This is a genomic window from Streptomyces sp. LS-MS-L19 (assembly GCF_058382285.1).
Genome location: NZ_JBYCLL010000001.1, coordinates 5,773,612 through 5,788,805, shown reverse-complemented (window position 1 = coordinate 5,788,805; position 15,194 = coordinate 5,773,612). Strand labels below are relative to the sequence as shown.

Here is a 15,194-nt window from a genome sequence, read left to right as displayed (position 1 = left end):
GCCCCCGCGGCAGCATGCGATCCCTGGACCTGCTGGCCGGACTATCTCTCGGCCTCATCAGCTCGCCGGTCGGATCCGTCGAGATGGGACTGGTAGAGGGGCAGCGCGCTCTCCCTCTTCACCAACGGCCCAGTCGAGGCGGCTGGGCCACGGCTCGGACGGCCTCACTCTGTACACGAGGCGGTCAGCTGCCCGCCCGAAGCGATGCTCTGCGGACGAACTGGGCGGCAACGCCGCGTGCAGTGTCAGCCACGTCATCTGGGACGAACCCGTACCAGCGCAGCACCCCTGATGGGATCCTCTGACTTCTTAGGGATCAACCCCAGGAGGCTCCCAGTGGCAACAGCAGTTCTGGCTCCCAGCTTGCAGGCCAGCGTTGACCGATTCGCTCGGTCGTTGATTGTCCCGTCGCGGCTCCTGGCGCTTCATCCACGAAAGCGCGGTGGGGCAGGAAACGCTGCGGCGCTTGCCCCGGCTATCACCCTGGGGATCCTGTCTGCTTTTGAGGGCTTTGCGGAGGATTTCTTCGCAACGGTTCTTTATGGCCAGGGTCAGAGCTTCGCCCAGATCGTCAGAAAGATGAACCTGACAAATCCTGATATCGAGGAGTTCGAGAAGCTCATCGTCAAGGAGTTTCCGACCTTGGCCAAGGGCCTCAAGACGGGCTTCTCTGTCGACGTGTGGGCCCCGCCAGCGATTGGGGCCTCCTTCTGGAAGCCGGCCACCTTGACCTGGGACCAGGCCAAGGTCACAGCCCAAGGGTGGATGCAGGTGCGCCATTGTCTGTCCCACGGGATGGCCAGTGGCTGGCGGAGCGAAGTGTGGCCCGGCCCGGTGAAGAACAACGTAGTACCCGCGTCGTCGGTCCTACGTCCCATGAAGGGCGGGAAACACTCCCTTGCCTTGCATGGGGCTATCTCGTGTGCCCGAACCTACCGAGGAGGCGCCGAGCATCTGGCTAGCATCGTGGCGAACCACCTTGGGGAGACCCTGTCCTGGACAGGGCTGCCAGATTTCCCTCTTCAGGCTGCTCCCACCGAGTAGCCGATGCGCCTAGCCAAGCATTCATGGCGTCGAGGCGGATCTTAGAGGGCGGGACTGCCAGTCACAGGGCGACAGGATCCGTCGTGGCAGCCCAATGCTGAACGGCACGCGCGCCAGCGACGTTCGCCCGTGGAGAGAGCCTCACGCCAAACGACAACTCGACCCTCACGCTTCGGTTGTTTCGCAGCGGACTGGCTGCAATCGCAGGCCGACCTTTCCTTCAGACGAACGGCACCCATCGACCTTCGATCCCAACACCCCCTTCACAGAACACCTGTTCGACGTGAAGGATGGGGGGCGATCGCGTGTCAGTTCGGCACGTCGCTCGTTAGGCAGCGCAGTCGAAGCGCCGGGTGGGAAAGCGCTGATGACCAGTGTCCACCCGCTACGGGAGGGGACCCATGGGCGATCGCAGCACAATCGAGTGGACCGAGGCGACCTGGAATCCCACCACAGGATGCGACCGGATCTCCCCCGGGTGTGACAACTGCTACGCCTTGACGTTATCCAGGCGCCTCAAGGCCATGGGTGTTGCCAAGTACCAGACGGACGGGGATCCCAGGACATCCGGCCCGGGCTTCGGTCTCACCCCTCACCCTGATGCACTGGTCATCCCCCGTCAGTGGAAAGCCCCACGGATGGTCTTCGTCAATTCCATGAGCGACCTCTTCCACGCCAAGGTCCCCCTGGACTTCGTCCGGCAGGTCTTCCAGGTGATTGCCGAGACTCCCCAGCACACCTACCAGCTGCTGACCAAGAGAGCCCGCAGGCTGCGACGTGTGGCCGGCGAACTCGACTGGCCCTCCAACCTGTGGATGGGCGTCTCCGTCGAAGACGCAGAGCACCTGGATCGTGTCGACGACCTTCGACAAGTTCCCGCTGCCGTGCGCTTCCTGTCGTGTGAGCCGCTGCTCGGTCCGCTTACCGGTCTGAAGCTGGACGGCATCGGCTGGGTTATTGCCGGCGGGGAGTCCGGGCCCCACCATCGGCCCGTGGAGGAGGAGTGGCTGGTGGACATCCGCGACGCCTGCAACCGCGCTGAAGTGCCGTTCTTCTTCAAGCAGTGGGGTGGTCGCAGCCCTAAGTCAGGGGGCCGCGAACTCGACGGAGCAACCTGGGACGAAATGCCACCGCGACTGCCTGTCGCAGCTCATTAACGGCCAAAGTCCAGCTGACGCCGTACGCACTCTGGTGGCATATGGCAACGGTGTGTGACCCTCTCCCCAGCGGGGCCGACGGGAGTAGGGGGAGCGATCGTGGCCGTACCGAAGGATGCCGTGTGGGAACGCGATCCGCACACGGCGGCCAAACACGACTTATTGAAGCGGTACTTGGAAGCCTGGGCGCCGATTCTGTTGTCACGACTCGACGTGATCAGTTACGCCGAAGGCTTCGCGGGTGCCGGCGTCTACAAGCAGGGCGAGCCCGGCTCCCCAGTCATCGCTTACGAAGTCTTCGCCGAGGCACTACAGAGGTTCCCGAAACGTATGCGCGTGATCCTCATGGAGGAGGACGCCCGGCGCGTCAAGGAGTTACAGCGCCAGATGGAGCTCGTCCGCTCCAGGCAAACGGACGACATCACCAAACGAATAGCGGTCGACATACGTCACGGAGATTTCCACCCGACCCTCCTGCAGAAGCTGCGGGGCATCGGCGCATTGGGGAAGCCTCTCTTTGTCCTGCTGGATAGCTTCGGCGGACCCGACATCCCCTTCTCGCTCCTCCAGGAGCTGGGGCGCCATCCCAGCACTGAAGTGATGGTGACCTTCGAGCCCAGCTTCCTCACCCGGTTCGCCGAGAAGCACGACGGCCACCGTCAGCTCGGCGACGAAGCCTTCGGAAGCCAGGAGTGGCAAGGCGTCTTCCAGCAGCCGCCCTCAGGCAAGTTCACGTTCCTGCGGGAGCAGTACCGGAACACGCTGCGCCACGCCGGCTTCACGCACACGCTGTACTTCGAGATGGTCGACGAGGGCGGCAGGGTCCTCTACCTGATCTTCGGCACCCAGCACGAGCTGGGGCTGGAGAAGATGAAGGACGCCATGTGGAAGGTGGACCCTTCCTATGGCGTCCGCTACCGCGACCCCAGGGACACTCAACAGCAGATGCTTGATCTCGTATTCGAACCGGATACGGCTCCGCTGCGACGGATCCTGCACGACTTCATCTCCGAAACGCCCGACGGGCGAACCATCCCGGAGCTCAAGCGATACACCCTCTTGGAGACCGTCTACCGGCCGGCCCAAGTGATCGAGGCCGTCCGGCAGCTGCGTGAGGCGGGCGCTGTGACGACAGAACCTCGTGCTATCAATGCCAAGACGCGAGTGAGCCTGGCGACGACACCGCCCGCCACCCGTCCGTCAGCCGAGCAGGGCGCCCTCTGGTGAGAGACCGCGAGGGCACATCCAGGGCACATGAGCCTGGGAAACGGCGTTGACCCGTGAGAACTACCGAGAGGAGTTTCCCCAGGTCAACGCACACTTCCCTGCGAAACCCCAGGTCAGCACCCTCCCGCCCCCAATCGCTGCACGAGTGGCAGGACTTCAGCCATCGGTTGCATGAGGCGGGGCATCAGCCGTATTGCTTGGTGTGGCCCTGAGGCGGGGCTGAGCCGGGGCTCATGATCTGCGGGCGGGGTTCTCGGACCCCGCCCTTCCCGTCGTGACGACAATCTTCCGTCCGGCGTGCAGCCCCTTCTCGAGGTGGCGGTGTGCCTCGACGACGTCGTCGAGGGCGAACACCTTGTCGATGGCCGGCCGCAGTACACCAAGGCGCACACCCGCGTTCAGGAAGGCAGCCATGCGGTTCACGACGACCGGGTCGAGGGTGTGCTCGAAGCTCCGGTAACTGAAGATCGTGAGCGGCGTGCCGGTCGGAAAGGGTGCGGGCCGGGGGTCCAGGAAACCCGCGGCAACCAGTGTTCCGCCGGGGCGGGCCGCCTTCAGGAGGTCCTGCTGGCCAGGGCCCATGACCACGTCGAGGACGATGTCGGCGCCGGTTCCGCCGGTGTGGTGGCGGACAGCTTCGACGACGTCCGTGCGGTCGGTGGTGATGACCGCCGCGGCGCCGGCGGCGAGCAGGTCGTCCCTCCTCGCGGTGTGCCGGGTGACGGCGATGGGCACGGCACCGATCTGGTTGGCGATCTGTATCGCCGCCCGGCCGACACCGCCGGACGCGGCCGTGATGAGGACGTGGTCGCCGGGCCGCATCCCCGCCTTCTCAACGAGCGCGCCGTAGGCGGTGGAGAACGCGACCCAGATCGCCGCCGCCTCCGTGGGTCCGAGCCCGGCCGGCCTGCCGACGACCTGGCTCGCGGGGATCGTGGTGTATTCGGCGTAGCTGCCCCTGGCGCTCGCGTCCGGAACGGCCGTGAGGATGACCGGATCGCCGATCTTCAGGCCGGTGACCTCGGGGCCCAGTGCGTCGACGACACCGGTTCCTTCGACACCCAGGCGAGCGTGCGGCAGGGGGACCGGTGTGGGCGAGGTGCCGGAACGCATCATCCGGTCGAGCGGATTGACGGCGAACGCTTCGATCCTGACCCGTACCTCGCCGACCGCGGGCTCGACGACGGGCTCCTCGACGACGCGCATGACATCCGGCCCGCCGAACTCGTCGAACACGACGACTCGTGGCATGGTGGCTCCTCCGCTTCCGGTGCTGGTTTCGTTGCTCGCGGAAGACGCTACGGAGCCGTCGGTTACCTCCTGGTACCTTCGATTGTCATGCGGAACGCGGCTGGATCAGCCTTCCTTGCCGACTGCCCCACACGCCTGGCGGTCGAGATCATCTCCGACAAGTGGTCCGTGCTCGTGCTCTTCGGACTCAGCCATCAGCCTCGCCGGCACGGTGAACTCGTCGACCTCATAGGCGGCATCTCGCGCAAGGTCCTCACCCAGACGCTGCGCCGGCTCCAGCAGTACGGTCTGGTCGAACGCCATGCTGAAGCGGCGCGGCGGGTGGAGTACAGCCTCACCGATCTCGGTCGGACCCTCGTCGAGCCCATCGAGGTCCTGACGACCTGGGCGAGGGACCACGGCGGGGCCATCGTCGACTTCCAGGAGGCGGCGCAGACCGCTGCTGCTGCCCGGGTGCGCGCGGCGGGCGATTCCGGCGACGGGGGAGTGCGGGCGGCGGGCTGATCCCGATCAGCACCCGGGACGCCACGCACGCTATCGACTCTTCGGCCACCGATCCCCTGAGCCGGTAGCGGCCTTGGCCGTACGACCCGGCCCCCGCTCACCTCACCTCGACCCGCTGCCCGGCCCCATCCCCGAGTAGCTGACGATGTCGCCGCCGGTGCGATCGCGGAACTTCTTGAGGGCGTCGATCTTCGCGCTGATGATCCAGCGGGAGCCCACGAGGAAGTCCGCCCGGTACGCGGAGGCGGAGTCCAGCCACGCCTCCTTGAACCGCTCCTCGGGGAACGTGGTGACGAGGTAGTCGACGTCCTTGGTGTGGCAGACGCCCTGGCGCAGTTCGTCCGCCTCGATGCGGATCTTGGCCTTGCAGCCCGTCAGCCCCGCGATGACCTCGACCTTCGCGGGGGCCACGACCCCCGCCTGCACCGCGGAGATCGCGGGGCTCTTCGACGCCTTGCGCCCACCGGCCGCGTCGTCCGCGCCGGCGCCGCACGCCGCGGTCAGCGGCATGAGGACGAGCCCGGCCCCGACGGCCGCCCGTCGGGCCAGACGGGCGGCGGCGGGAGCGTGAGTACGGCCGGTGCGTGACGGCGGCTGCGAGAGGGGCACGTCGCTTGCTCCGTATCCGGGCGGTGCGGCCCGTTCGGGGACAGACGGTCCCCCAGGGATACGGGCGAACCGCGAGGCGCGTTCACCCGCGGGGGAGCGACCGGCGCACCCTCACCCCTCCTGCCCCGGCACCTCCTTCATCTCGTCCACCACCGCCCGCCGAGTGATCGCGACCGTGAAGGTCACCGTCCCCTTCTTGAACGTGTCGCTCGGCTCGACCTGCACACTGCGCTCCCCCAGGAACGCGTACGTCTTCTTGTCGAAGATCCACTCCGTGCGCTGCCCGCTCTGCTCGTCGAGCCGCGCGACGGCGACCCCGTGGCGGCCGACCGCGTCGACCGCGTCGTCCACCGCGACGACCCCGGGGATGTCGGCGGCGGCCTTGTAGAGCGCGGCGGTCAGCTTCGCGGGCGGGTAGCTCTCGGTCAGCATGTCGCCGATGGCGACGAACGCGGCCTGGTCACGGGGGACTTCGGGGTCCCGGACGGCGTCCGACTCCTGGTAGACCTTCCGCAGCAGGGCGGCGGGATCGGTGGGCAGCGTGACCAGCCGGTCGTAGGCCGATCGGAACGGGTTCGGTCCGGCCAGGGTGATGCCGTCCTTGCCCGTGTTGCCGGGCTCGATCAGCCAGCCGTTCCGGCCGTCGGGGGACTGCCAGACCTGGCGGGAGTGCAGCTTCTCGCTGACCACCGTGGTCTTGTCGCCGACGGTCTTCGGGTAGGTGTTGGCGACCTTCGAGGCGATGTAGACGAACTGGTCCTCGCGCACTCCGGGTTCGGAGGTGTCGGCGGCGGCCAGGGAGATGTGGTCGAGGAGCGGGGCGGCACCCTTGGCGTCGGCGGCACCGACCTGAGTGGTCAGCGCAGGGCCGGTCGCCAGGGAGGTGTTCCCGTCCCCGCCGTCGGTCAGGGCGAGACCACCCACCACCGCGCCGGCCAGGGCGCAGGCCAGCGCGGGCAGCAGCACTGCCCGGCGCAGGAACGGGTTGGGCCGACGTGCGGGCACCGGGGCGGTCGTACGCAGGTCTTCGCGGATCTGGACCATCATCTGCTCCTTGTGGAACTGGTGGCGGCCCGCCGGCAGATCCCGCTCCACGGAGGGCAGCAGACCCTGGGTCTCCGTCCACTCGGCCGGGTGCGGCTGGGAGGGGCTGGCGTTCATCGGTTTCCTTCCTGTGCGGACCGGATCACGTACTCGCGATCACCTGTTGTCTGCCGGTTCGACCGACCGAGTTCCCGTCCTTTCCGGGCCAGTTCGGCCTCCGCCAGCTTCCGCAGCCGGCCGCGCGCCCGGGACAGCCGGGAGCGGACGGTCCCGACCGGCACCCCCAGGGCCCGGGCGGCCTCCGCGTACTCCAACCCCTCCCACAGACACAGCACGAGCACCTCGCGCTCGGGGCGTCGTAGGGAAGCGAGCGCGGTCAGCGTGGCGGCGATCCGGCGCCGGTCGTCCACCCGCCCGGCGGTCTCCTCGGCATGGTCGGCCACCTCCGCGATCCCGGCCGCGGCCGCCGCGTTCGCCGCCGCCCGGTAACGGCGGTTGCCGCGGCCGTGGGAGCGGGAGACGTTGGTGGCGATGCCGAGCAACCAGGGCCGCAGCGAACCGCCTTCGGCCTCGATGGAGTCCCGGCGCCGCCAGGCCTCCATGAAGGTGGCCGACATGACGTCCTCGGCCACGGACCAGTCGGCGGTCAGCCGGAAGGCGTGGTTGTACACCGAGCGGGCGCACGCGTCGTAGAGCTCCGCGAAGGCGTCCGGATCCCCGGCCCGTATCCGGGTTCGCATATCTGTGGTCACGCAGTCAACTGCCCGGAAGGATCAGCGAGTTCCAGTGACACACGTCACACTCCCCTGTCGCGAGCCTATCAATGTTGTGCACTTTCTTGACGACGGTCACCAGACGGCCTAATTTCGCGGTGTCCTTCCCCCGCTCAAGGGAGAGCGCGATGCCCCCGTCCCCCACCGCATCAGACCGCACCCGCCAACTCCGCCGAGTCGCCCTCTCCGGCCTGCTCGGCACCGCCGTCGAGTTCTACGACTTCCTCGTCTACGGCACCGTCGCCGCGCTCGTCTTCGGCGAACTGTTCTTCCCCGGCGCCGACCCCGCCGTGGGCACGATCGCCGCGTTCGGCACCTTCGCCGCCGGATACGTGGCCCGCCCCATCGGCGGCATCGTCTTCGGGCACTTCGGCGACCGCCTCGGCCGCAAGAAGATGCTGCTGCTCACCATGGGCCTGATGGGCGGCGCCAGCTTCCTCATCGGCCTGCTGCCCACCTACGACACCATCGGCGTCTGGGCGCCCGTCCTGCTGATCACCCTGCGCGTGGTCCAGGGCATCGCCATCGGCGGTGAGTGGGGCGGCGCGACCCTGATGGTCGTGGAGCACGCGGGTGAGAAGCGCCGCGGACTGTGGTCCAGCTTCACGCAGATGGGAGCCCCGCTCGGCTCCCTGATCTCCGCCGCCGTGGTCGCGATGGTCTCCACACTCCCCAAGGACCAGTTCGCGGCCTGGGGTTGGCGGGTGCCGTTCCTGCTGAGCGTGCTGCTGCTCGGCGTCGGCCTGTTCGTCCGCCTCCAGGTGGTCGAGAGCCCGCTGTTCGCCGAGGTGAAGAAGGACCGCGCCGAGTCGAGGCTCCCCGTCCTCGACGTCCTGCGCCGCCCGAAGCCCGTCCTGCTGGCCTGCTGCGTCGGCATCGGCGCCTTCACCGCCCAGTCCCTGCTGACCAGTTACCTCATCTCGTACGCCACCGGCATCGGCCATCCCCGCCCGCAGGTGCTGACCGCGCTCACCGTCTCCGCCGCGGTCGCCCTGGTCGTCCTGCCCTGCGCCTCCGCGCTCTCCGACCGGGTCGGCCGCCGCCCGGTCGTCCTCACCGGCGCGATCCTGTCCGCCGCGACCGCCTTCCCGGTCCTCGCGCTGGTCGACGCCAAGTCGTCGGGCGCCCTGATCCTGGCCGTCGTCATCGGCCACGGCATCTCCCAGTCGCTGATGTACGGCCCGCTCGGCGCCCTGTTCAGCGAGATGTTCGGCACCAGGGTCCGCTACACCGGCGCCTCCCTCGGCTACCAGGGCGCCACCCTCGTCGGCGCCGGCTTCTCCCCCATGATCGCCGGCAGCCTGGTCGCGAGCAGCGGCAACGGCACCCCCGTCGCCCTGCTGCTGTGCGGCGGCTCGCTGATCACCGCGCTGACGGTGTGGTTCGTGCGCGAGACCAGCCGTACCTCACTCGGCGAGGACCCCACCCCCGAACTCCCCACCACCCCCCACACGGAGGAGATCACCGCATGAGGCACAGCACCCGCGTCGCCTGCACGGCAGCGTTCCTGCTCACCCTCACCGCCGCACCCGCCGCCACGGCGGCGACCACCACCGACCCCACCCACGTGGACGGCCAACTCCCCTCCGGCGCCACGTACATGATGGACGTCCCCGCCACCTGGAACGGCACCGTCCTCCTCTTCAGCCACGGCTACAACGGCGGCCCCGCCAACCCCGCCCAGGACGCCCCGGACGCCGCCACCAAGACCCTTCTGCTCCAGCAGGGTTACGCCCTCATCGGCTCCTCCTACGCCAGCACCGGCTGGGCGGTCACCGACGCGGTCCCCGACCAGCTGGCCACCCTGAAGACCTTCACCGGCCGCTTCGGCCAGGCCGAGCGCACCATCGCGTGGGGACGGTCGTACGGCGGCCTGGTCACCACCGCGATCGCCGAGCGCGCCCCGGACGAGATCGACGGCTCGCTCTCCATGTGCGGCCTGGTCCAGGGCGGTGTCGCCAACTGGAACAACACGCTCGACCCGGCGTTCGCCCTCAAGACGCTCCTCGGCTCCGACGTCCCCCTGGTGAACCTGCCGACCCAGCAGGCCGCCACCGACGCGGCGAACACCCTGACCGCCACGGTCGACTCCGCCCAGTCGACGGCCGAGGGCCGGGCCCGGATCGCCCTGGCCGCCGCCCTCCACAACATCCCGGTCTGGAACGCGCCCACCCAGACCCGCCCCGCCGCCACCGACTGGGACGCCCAGCAGGCCAACCAGTACGACGCCGTCAAGGGCCTGCTGAAGATCGCCGCCTTCAACCGGCGCCAGGAGGCCGAGGTCCGGGCGGGCGGCAACATGTCCTGGAACACCGGCGTCGACTACACCCGCCTGCTCGCCGAGTCCTCCGTCCGCAAGGAGGTCACCGAGCTGTACAAGAAGGCCGGTCTCTCGCTGCAGAAGGACCTCGCCGCCCTCAACCGGGCCCCGCGCATCAAGGCGGACCGCAACGCCGTGGCGTGGATGAGCGGCACGAGCTCCTTCACCGGCGAGCTGGCCAAGCCCCAGCTCTCCATCCACACCGTCGGCGACCCCCTGGTCCCGGTCCAGACGGAGAGCGCGCTGAAGCGGGCGGTCACGGCGGCCGGTTCGACTCCCCTGCTCCGCCAGGCCTACGTCGACAACGCCGGCCACTGCACCTTCAGCACCGCCGAACAACTCGCCGCCCTCCACACCCTGGAGGACCGCCTGGACACCGGCCGCTGGCAGGGCACCGACCCGGCGTCCCTCAACGCCCGCGCCACCGCGGCCGACCCCACCACCCCCACCCGCTACGTCTCGTACCGCCCCACCCCCTACCTGCGCCCGTACGACCTTGCCCACCCCGCCGACCGCCGATGACCTCGTACGACCGCCTGCCGCCCGGTCGGCGGGCGGTCGTACTCTTGCCCCCGTGGAGGACTACGACATCCAGGACACCGCGGACGGACCGCAGCCGCGCCCGCAGTCGCTCATGCTCACCTTCTTCGGCAACCACGTCCTGGAGGAGGGCGACCTGGGCGTCTACTCGGGCAGCATCATCGACGTCCTGGGCCGCGTCGGCGTCGGGGAACAGGCGGTGCGCTCCACCCTGACCCGCATGGTGAACCGGGGTCTGCTCCAGCGGCAGCGCGAGGGCCGCAAGATGTTCTTCGGACTGACCCCGCAGGCCACCCGCGTCCTGATCGACGGCCGCACCCGCATCTGGAAGCAGGGCGCGGTCAACGACGACTGGGACGGCTCCTGGACCCTGCTCGGCTTCTCGCTGCCCGACTCCTGGAAGCGCCAGCGCCACGACCTGCGCTCCCGGCTGACCTGGTCCGGGTTCGGCGCCCTGTACAGCGGCCTGTGGATCGCCCCCGGCGAGGTGGACGTCTCCGCGGTGGTCGCCGAGCTGGGCCTGACCGCGCACGTCAAGATCTTCCACGCGCGGGCCGCCGAGGTGACCGACATCGAGCAGATGATCCGCGACACGTGGGACCTGGAGTCCATCGCGGCCCGCTATGTCACCTTCGACAAGCGCTGGAGCGACCGGCTGGGCCAGGCCTCCGACGACGACCCGATCGGCACCCGCCTGCGCCTGGTCAGCGAGTGGCTGTGGACCATCCGCACCGACCCGCGCCTCCCCGCCCGCCACCTGCCCCCCTCCTGGCCGGCGCGCACCGCCCAGGAGACCTTCCACGCCGTCGCGGAACAGACCCACCCGGCCCTGAAGGCGGCCCGCACGACGCTGGAGACGACCCCACTGCGCGGGGTGCCGGAACAGGTGATCTAGCGGCTGGGCATTCCAGGGGCGCGGGGAACTGCGCGAAACGCCCGCCCCCACGCACCCGCACCCGCACCCGCAGACGGCGCCCCCTCTCTTCTCTGACCTGCGCGGTTCTTGACCCTGGCCGGCCCTGCCCGAAGCCGGGTCGCCGCCCCGTGGCCACCCGCGGTTCACGTCCCTCGCCAACGATGCGCGCATGAGACGTGTCATCCCAGTCCTGGCCACCGCCGGCCTCGCCGTGCTCCTCACCGCCGCCGCCCTCCCCGCCCAGGCCGTGCCGGAGCACCGCGGCGACAGCACCAGCTACGGGACGAAGGCTCCCTACGAGCCCCGGCAGAACCCCCGCACCTACCAGCAGGCCCCCGCCGGATTCGTCCCCGTCTTCACGGAGAACGTCTCCCGGCACGGCTCCCGCGCCGCGACCGACAGCGAGGACGGCGACCTGGTCCTCGCCCTCGTCGAGAAGGCGCGGGCCGCGAACGGACTCACCGCGAAGGGCCGCGCGTTCGGCCCGAAGGTGCGGGCGCTCCAGGCCGCGATGAGCGGTGTCGGCTACGGCGACCTCAGCGGCCGCGGCAAGCAGGAGCTGGCGGACACCGCGACCCGCCTCGCCCGCCGACTGCCGGGCCTCTTCGCCACGATCGCGAAGAAGGGCGAGAGGATCGACGTGGTCAGCTCGGGCCAGGGCCGCGCCGTGGACAGCGCGAACATCTACGCCGGGACCCTCGCCGAGAAGGACCCGGCGCTCAAGCCGCTCATCGGACCCACCCGCACGGACGTCGACCTGCTCTACTTCCACAAGGCGGCCGGCGGCAAGGCGTACCGCGACTACCTCGCCGACGACCAGCGCCTCGCGGACACCCTGAAGAGCATCACCGACCAGCCGAGGACCCACGGCGCCGCCCGCAGCGTACTGAGCAAGCTCTTCCGTACGTCCTTCGTCGACACGCTCTCCGCCGACGACCAGGTGGCCGCGGCCCAGGCGGTCTACAACCTGTACGCGATCGCCCCCGCGATGCGCGAGGAGAGCCCGGGCGGCAGGGGCTGGGGCCTGGAGAGGTTCCTCTCGAAGCGGGACGCGGACTGGTTCGGCTACCTCAGCGACGCCGAGGACTTCTACGAGAAGGGCCCCGGCTTCCAGGACAGCGACATCACCTACAGGATGGCGGACGTCCTGCTCGACGACTTCTTCCGGCAGGTCGAGGCCAAGCGCGCCGGCACCAGCGACCTGGGCGCCGAACTCCGCTTCACCCACGCCGAGGAGATCATCCCGCTGGCCGCCCTGATGGGCCTGCCGGGCAGCACCCAGGGCGTCACGACCGCCGCGCCGTACACGTACGCCACCAACCCGTGGCGGGGCGCCTCGGTCGCCCCCCTCGGCGCGAACATCCAGTGGGACGTCTACCGCAAGGGCACCACCTACCTGGTCCGCATGCTCTACAACGAGAAGGAGACAGCCTTCAGGCAGAGCTGCCGCCCGGTCTCCAAGGGCAGCACGTTCTACGACCTCGACGAACTGGAACGCTGCTTCGGCAGGCGCCTTTAGGGGCGCGGGGAACTGCGCAAGACGCCCGCCCCCACCCACCCCGCACCTTCACACGACCGAACCCCCGCTCAACCGCTCAACCGCCGGAGGCATGCCCGCCGACCGTGAACCCGATCACGGTCCCACCCCCGTCCCGGGGGAACGCGAACGGCGCTCCCCCGTGCGACAGGGCCACTTCCCGCACGATCGACAGCCCAAGACCCGACCCCGGCAGCGACCGGGCGTCCGCGGCCCGGTAGAAGCGGTCGAAGACCCGCACGAGATCGGCGTCCGCGATCCCCGGACCCCGGTCCAGCACCTCCACCCGCACCGGCCCCCCGAGCGTGAACCCGGACACCGAGATCTCGATCGGGGCGCTGCCGTCCCGGTCGAACTTGGCCGCGTTCTCGACCAGGTTGGACACCGCCCGTTGCAGCATGCCCGGCCGCCCGTCCGTCACCGTCGAACCGCTCGCGTGCACCAGGATCTCCCGACCGGTCCGCCGCCGGGCCGCCCCGGCGACCTCCTCGGCGACGTCCGCGAGATCCACCCGCTGCGGCGGCTCGTTGTCCGACTGCCCCGCCGCCAGGTCGACCAGCTCGTTGACCAGGTCGGTCAGCTCCCGCGCCTCCTGGGTGAGGTCGGCGACGAGTTCCTCCCGGGTGGCGGGCGGCAGCTCGTCGATCCGCCGCAGCAGCGAGATGTTCGTGCGCAGCGAGGTGAGCGGCGTCCGCAGCTCGTGCCCCGCGTCCTGCACCAGCCGCCGCTGGTCCTCCTCGGACTGCGCGAGCCGCCCGAGCATCCGGTCGAAGGCCCGCCCGAGGCGTCCCACCTCGTCGTACCCGGTGACCGGCACCTCGATCTCCAGCCGCCTGGTGCGGGCCACGTCCTCCGCGGCGGAGGTGAGGATCACCAGCCGCCGGGTGATCCGCCGGGCCAGCCACCATCCGAACAGCCCGGCCCCGATCACCACCGCGGCCATGAGCAGGAACGTCCGCTGCTGGAGCGCCCGCAGCAGATCCTCGGTGTCGCTGAACTCCTGGGCGACCTGCACGGCCCCCCGGCTCCCGCCGAGGGAGACGGTGGCGATCCGGTACACGTCGCTGCCGACCGAGACCTCCTTGTGCAGCACCATCCGCCCGGCGAGGTCCGCGCCCGCGATGCGCCGGTCCCGGGAGGTCACCGGCAGTCCCGGCCGCCCGGGGTCGGCGACCGCCCCGGTGGGCCCGAGCACCTGCACGTCCGTCCGGGCGGGCCGCACCAGGTCGTGCCCGGGCGCCGAGGAGGAGAAGTCCTCCGGGGCCATCCGGTGCTGGCTCACCTCGTCCCGCAGATCCTGCACGACCTGGTCGAACACGGACTCCTGGTCCACCCGCACCAGACGGGCGGCGGCGCTGTAGGACAGCACGCCGACGAGGACGGTCACCGCGGCCGTCACCGCGGCGAAGGACACCACGAACGTGGTCCGCAGGGACAGCAACCGGGGCCGCGGCCGGGCCCACAGCCGAGCCAGCCGCCCCACTCAGTCCTCCCGGAGCACGTAACCCACGCCGCGCACCGTGTGGATCAGCTGCGGAGCGCCGGGTTCGTCGAGCTTGCGGCGCAGGTAGCCGACGTAGACGGCGAGGTTCTTGGAGCCCGGACCGAAGTCGTAGCCCCAGATGCGGTCGTAGATCGTCGAGTGGTCGAGCACGATCCCGGCGTTGCGCACGAGCAGCTCCAGCAGCTCGAACTCGGTGCGGGTCAGCTCCAGCTCGCGGGTCCCGCGCCAGGCCCGCCGCGCCTGGATGTCCATGCGCAGTCCGGCCGCCTCGATCCGCCCCTGGGGCAGCTCGGGCACCACGGCCTTGGGCGCGGCGCCGACCGGGGCCATCCCGTCGGGGCTGGTCCGCCGCAGCAGGGCGCGCAGCCGGGCGAAGACCTCCTCGACGTCGAAGGGCTTCACCACGTAGTCGTCGGCGCCCGCGTCCAGGCCGGCGATCCGGTCCTGGGTCTCCACGAGCGCCGTCAGCATGAGGATGGGGGTGCGGTCGCCCTCGGCGCGCAGCACCCGGCAGACCTGGAGCCCGTCGATCCCGGGCATCATCACGTCGAGGACGAGCACGTCCGGCGGCGTCCTGTGGGCCTGCGCCAGCGCCTCCACGCCGTCGGCGACCGCGGTGACCTGGTAGCCCTCCAGGATCAGGGCGCGCTCCAGGGCATGACGGATGGCGCGGTCGTCTTCGGCGAGCAGCACATTGTGGGGCACCCCCTCAGTGTGCCGTGCCCGCCGAGTCGTACGACGTGATGAGCAGCTCACCCGGCGCCCTTC

Annotated in this window: 14 protein-coding genes; 8 read left to right on the top strand and 6 right to left on the bottom strand. The window is 69.9% G+C overall.

Annotated elements, in window-relative coordinates:
- Positions 1-336: 336 nt before the first annotated feature.
- The 3 genes from AC2XR2_RS25850 (at position 337) to AC2XR2_RS25840 (ending at position 3,428) form a co-directional block, all read left to right on the top strand.
- Positions 337-1,044, top strand: coding sequence for a hypothetical protein (locus tag AC2XR2_RS25850; protein WP_491516422.1), 708 nt, complete (start codon positions 337-339; stop codon positions 1,042-1,044).
- A 401-nt stretch (positions 1,045-1,445) separates the two neighbouring features.
- On the top strand, positions 1,446-2,201 hold the full coding sequence (locus AC2XR2_RS25845; protein WP_491516421.1) for a DUF5131 family protein: 756 nt from the start codon (positions 1,446-1,448) through the stop codon (positions 2,199-2,201).
- A gap of 99 nt (positions 2,202-2,300) precedes the next feature.
- Positions 2,301-3,428, top strand: a complete 1,128-nt coding sequence (locus tag AC2XR2_RS25840; protein WP_491516420.1) for a three-Cys-motif partner protein TcmP — start codon at positions 2,301-2,303, stop codon at positions 3,426-3,428.
- Positions 3,429-3,659: 231 nt separating this feature from the next.
- On the opposite strand, the gene AC2XR2_RS25835 is transcribed toward AC2XR2_RS25840, so the two are convergent.
- Positions 3,660-4,679, bottom strand: a complete 1,020-nt coding sequence (locus tag AC2XR2_RS25835; protein WP_491516419.1) for a zinc-dependent alcohol dehydrogenase family protein — start codon at positions 4,677-4,679, stop codon at positions 3,660-3,662.
- 87 nt (positions 4,680-4,766) lie between these two features.
- Here AC2XR2_RS25835 and AC2XR2_RS25830 point away from each other — a divergent pair, with 87 nt between their 5' ends.
- On the top strand, positions 4,767-5,183 hold the full coding sequence (locus AC2XR2_RS25830) for a winged helix-turn-helix transcriptional regulator (protein ID WP_381305393.1): 417 nt from the start codon (positions 4,767-4,769) through the stop codon (positions 5,181-5,183).
- Between the two features lie 102 nt (positions 5,184-5,285).
- Here the strand turns inward: AC2XR2_RS25830 and AC2XR2_RS25825 are convergent, their stop codons facing one another.
- The 3 genes from AC2XR2_RS25825 to AC2XR2_RS25815 form a co-directional block, all read right to left on the bottom strand.
- Positions 5,286-5,792 (bottom strand): hypothetical protein, encoded by a 507-nt coding sequence (locus tag AC2XR2_RS25825; protein WP_491516418.1) that lies wholly within the window; start codon positions 5,790-5,792, stop codon positions 5,286-5,288.
- Between the two features lie 111 nt (positions 5,793-5,903).
- Positions 5,904-6,953 carry a CU044_5270 family protein gene (locus tag AC2XR2_RS25820; protein WP_491516417.1) on the bottom strand — a complete coding sequence of 350 codons (1,050 nt, stop codon included), beginning with the start codon at positions 6,951-6,953 and terminating at the stop codon, positions 5,904-5,906.
- On the bottom strand, positions 6,950-7,588 hold the full coding sequence (locus tag AC2XR2_RS25815; RefSeq protein WP_381305385.1) for an RNA polymerase sigma factor: 639 nt from the start codon (positions 7,586-7,588) through the stop codon (positions 6,950-6,952). Before AC2XR2_RS25815 ends, AC2XR2_RS25820 begins: the two co-directional genes overlap by 4 nt.
- Positions 7,589-7,737: 149 nt before the next feature.
- Between AC2XR2_RS25815 and AC2XR2_RS25810 the strand changes: the two genes are divergently transcribed.
- The 4 genes from AC2XR2_RS25810 (at position 7,738) to AC2XR2_RS25795 (ending at position 12,904) form a co-directional block, all read left to right on the top strand.
- The gene (locus AC2XR2_RS25810; protein ID WP_491516416.1) at positions 7,738-9,081 is read left to right on the top strand and encodes an MFS transporter; all 1,344 of its coding nucleotides are present in this window, start codon (positions 7,738-7,740) and stop codon (positions 9,079-9,081) included.
- Complete coding sequence (locus AC2XR2_RS25805) at positions 9,078-10,451, top strand: alpha/beta hydrolase family protein (RefSeq protein WP_491516415.1); 1,374 nt, start codon at positions 9,078-9,080, stop codon at positions 10,449-10,451. Before AC2XR2_RS25810 ends, AC2XR2_RS25805 begins: the two co-directional genes overlap by 4 nt.
- 52 nt (positions 10,452-10,503) lie before the next feature.
- The gene (locus AC2XR2_RS25800) at positions 10,504-11,364 is read left to right on the top strand and encodes a PaaX family transcriptional regulator (RefSeq protein WP_381305379.1); all 861 of its coding nucleotides are present in this window, start codon (positions 10,504-10,506) and stop codon (positions 11,362-11,364) included.
- A gap of 190 nt (positions 11,365-11,554) precedes the next feature.
- Positions 11,555-12,904, top strand: a complete 1,350-nt coding sequence (locus AC2XR2_RS25795; RefSeq protein ID WP_491516414.1) for a histidine-type phosphatase — start codon at positions 11,555-11,557, stop codon at positions 12,902-12,904.
- A gap of 76 nt (positions 12,905-12,980) precedes the next feature.
- Here the strand turns inward: AC2XR2_RS25795 and AC2XR2_RS25790 are convergent, their stop codons facing one another.
- Entirely contained in the window at positions 12,981-14,405 is a 1,425-nt protein-coding gene (locus AC2XR2_RS25790) for a sensor histidine kinase (protein ID WP_449352466.1), read from the bottom strand.
- Positions 14,406-15,131: a response regulator transcription factor gene (locus AC2XR2_RS25785; RefSeq protein ID WP_381305370.1), complete on the bottom strand. Its 726-nt coding sequence runs from the start codon at positions 15,129-15,131 to the stop codon at positions 14,406-14,408.
- Positions 15,132-15,194: the final 63 nt, after the last annotated feature.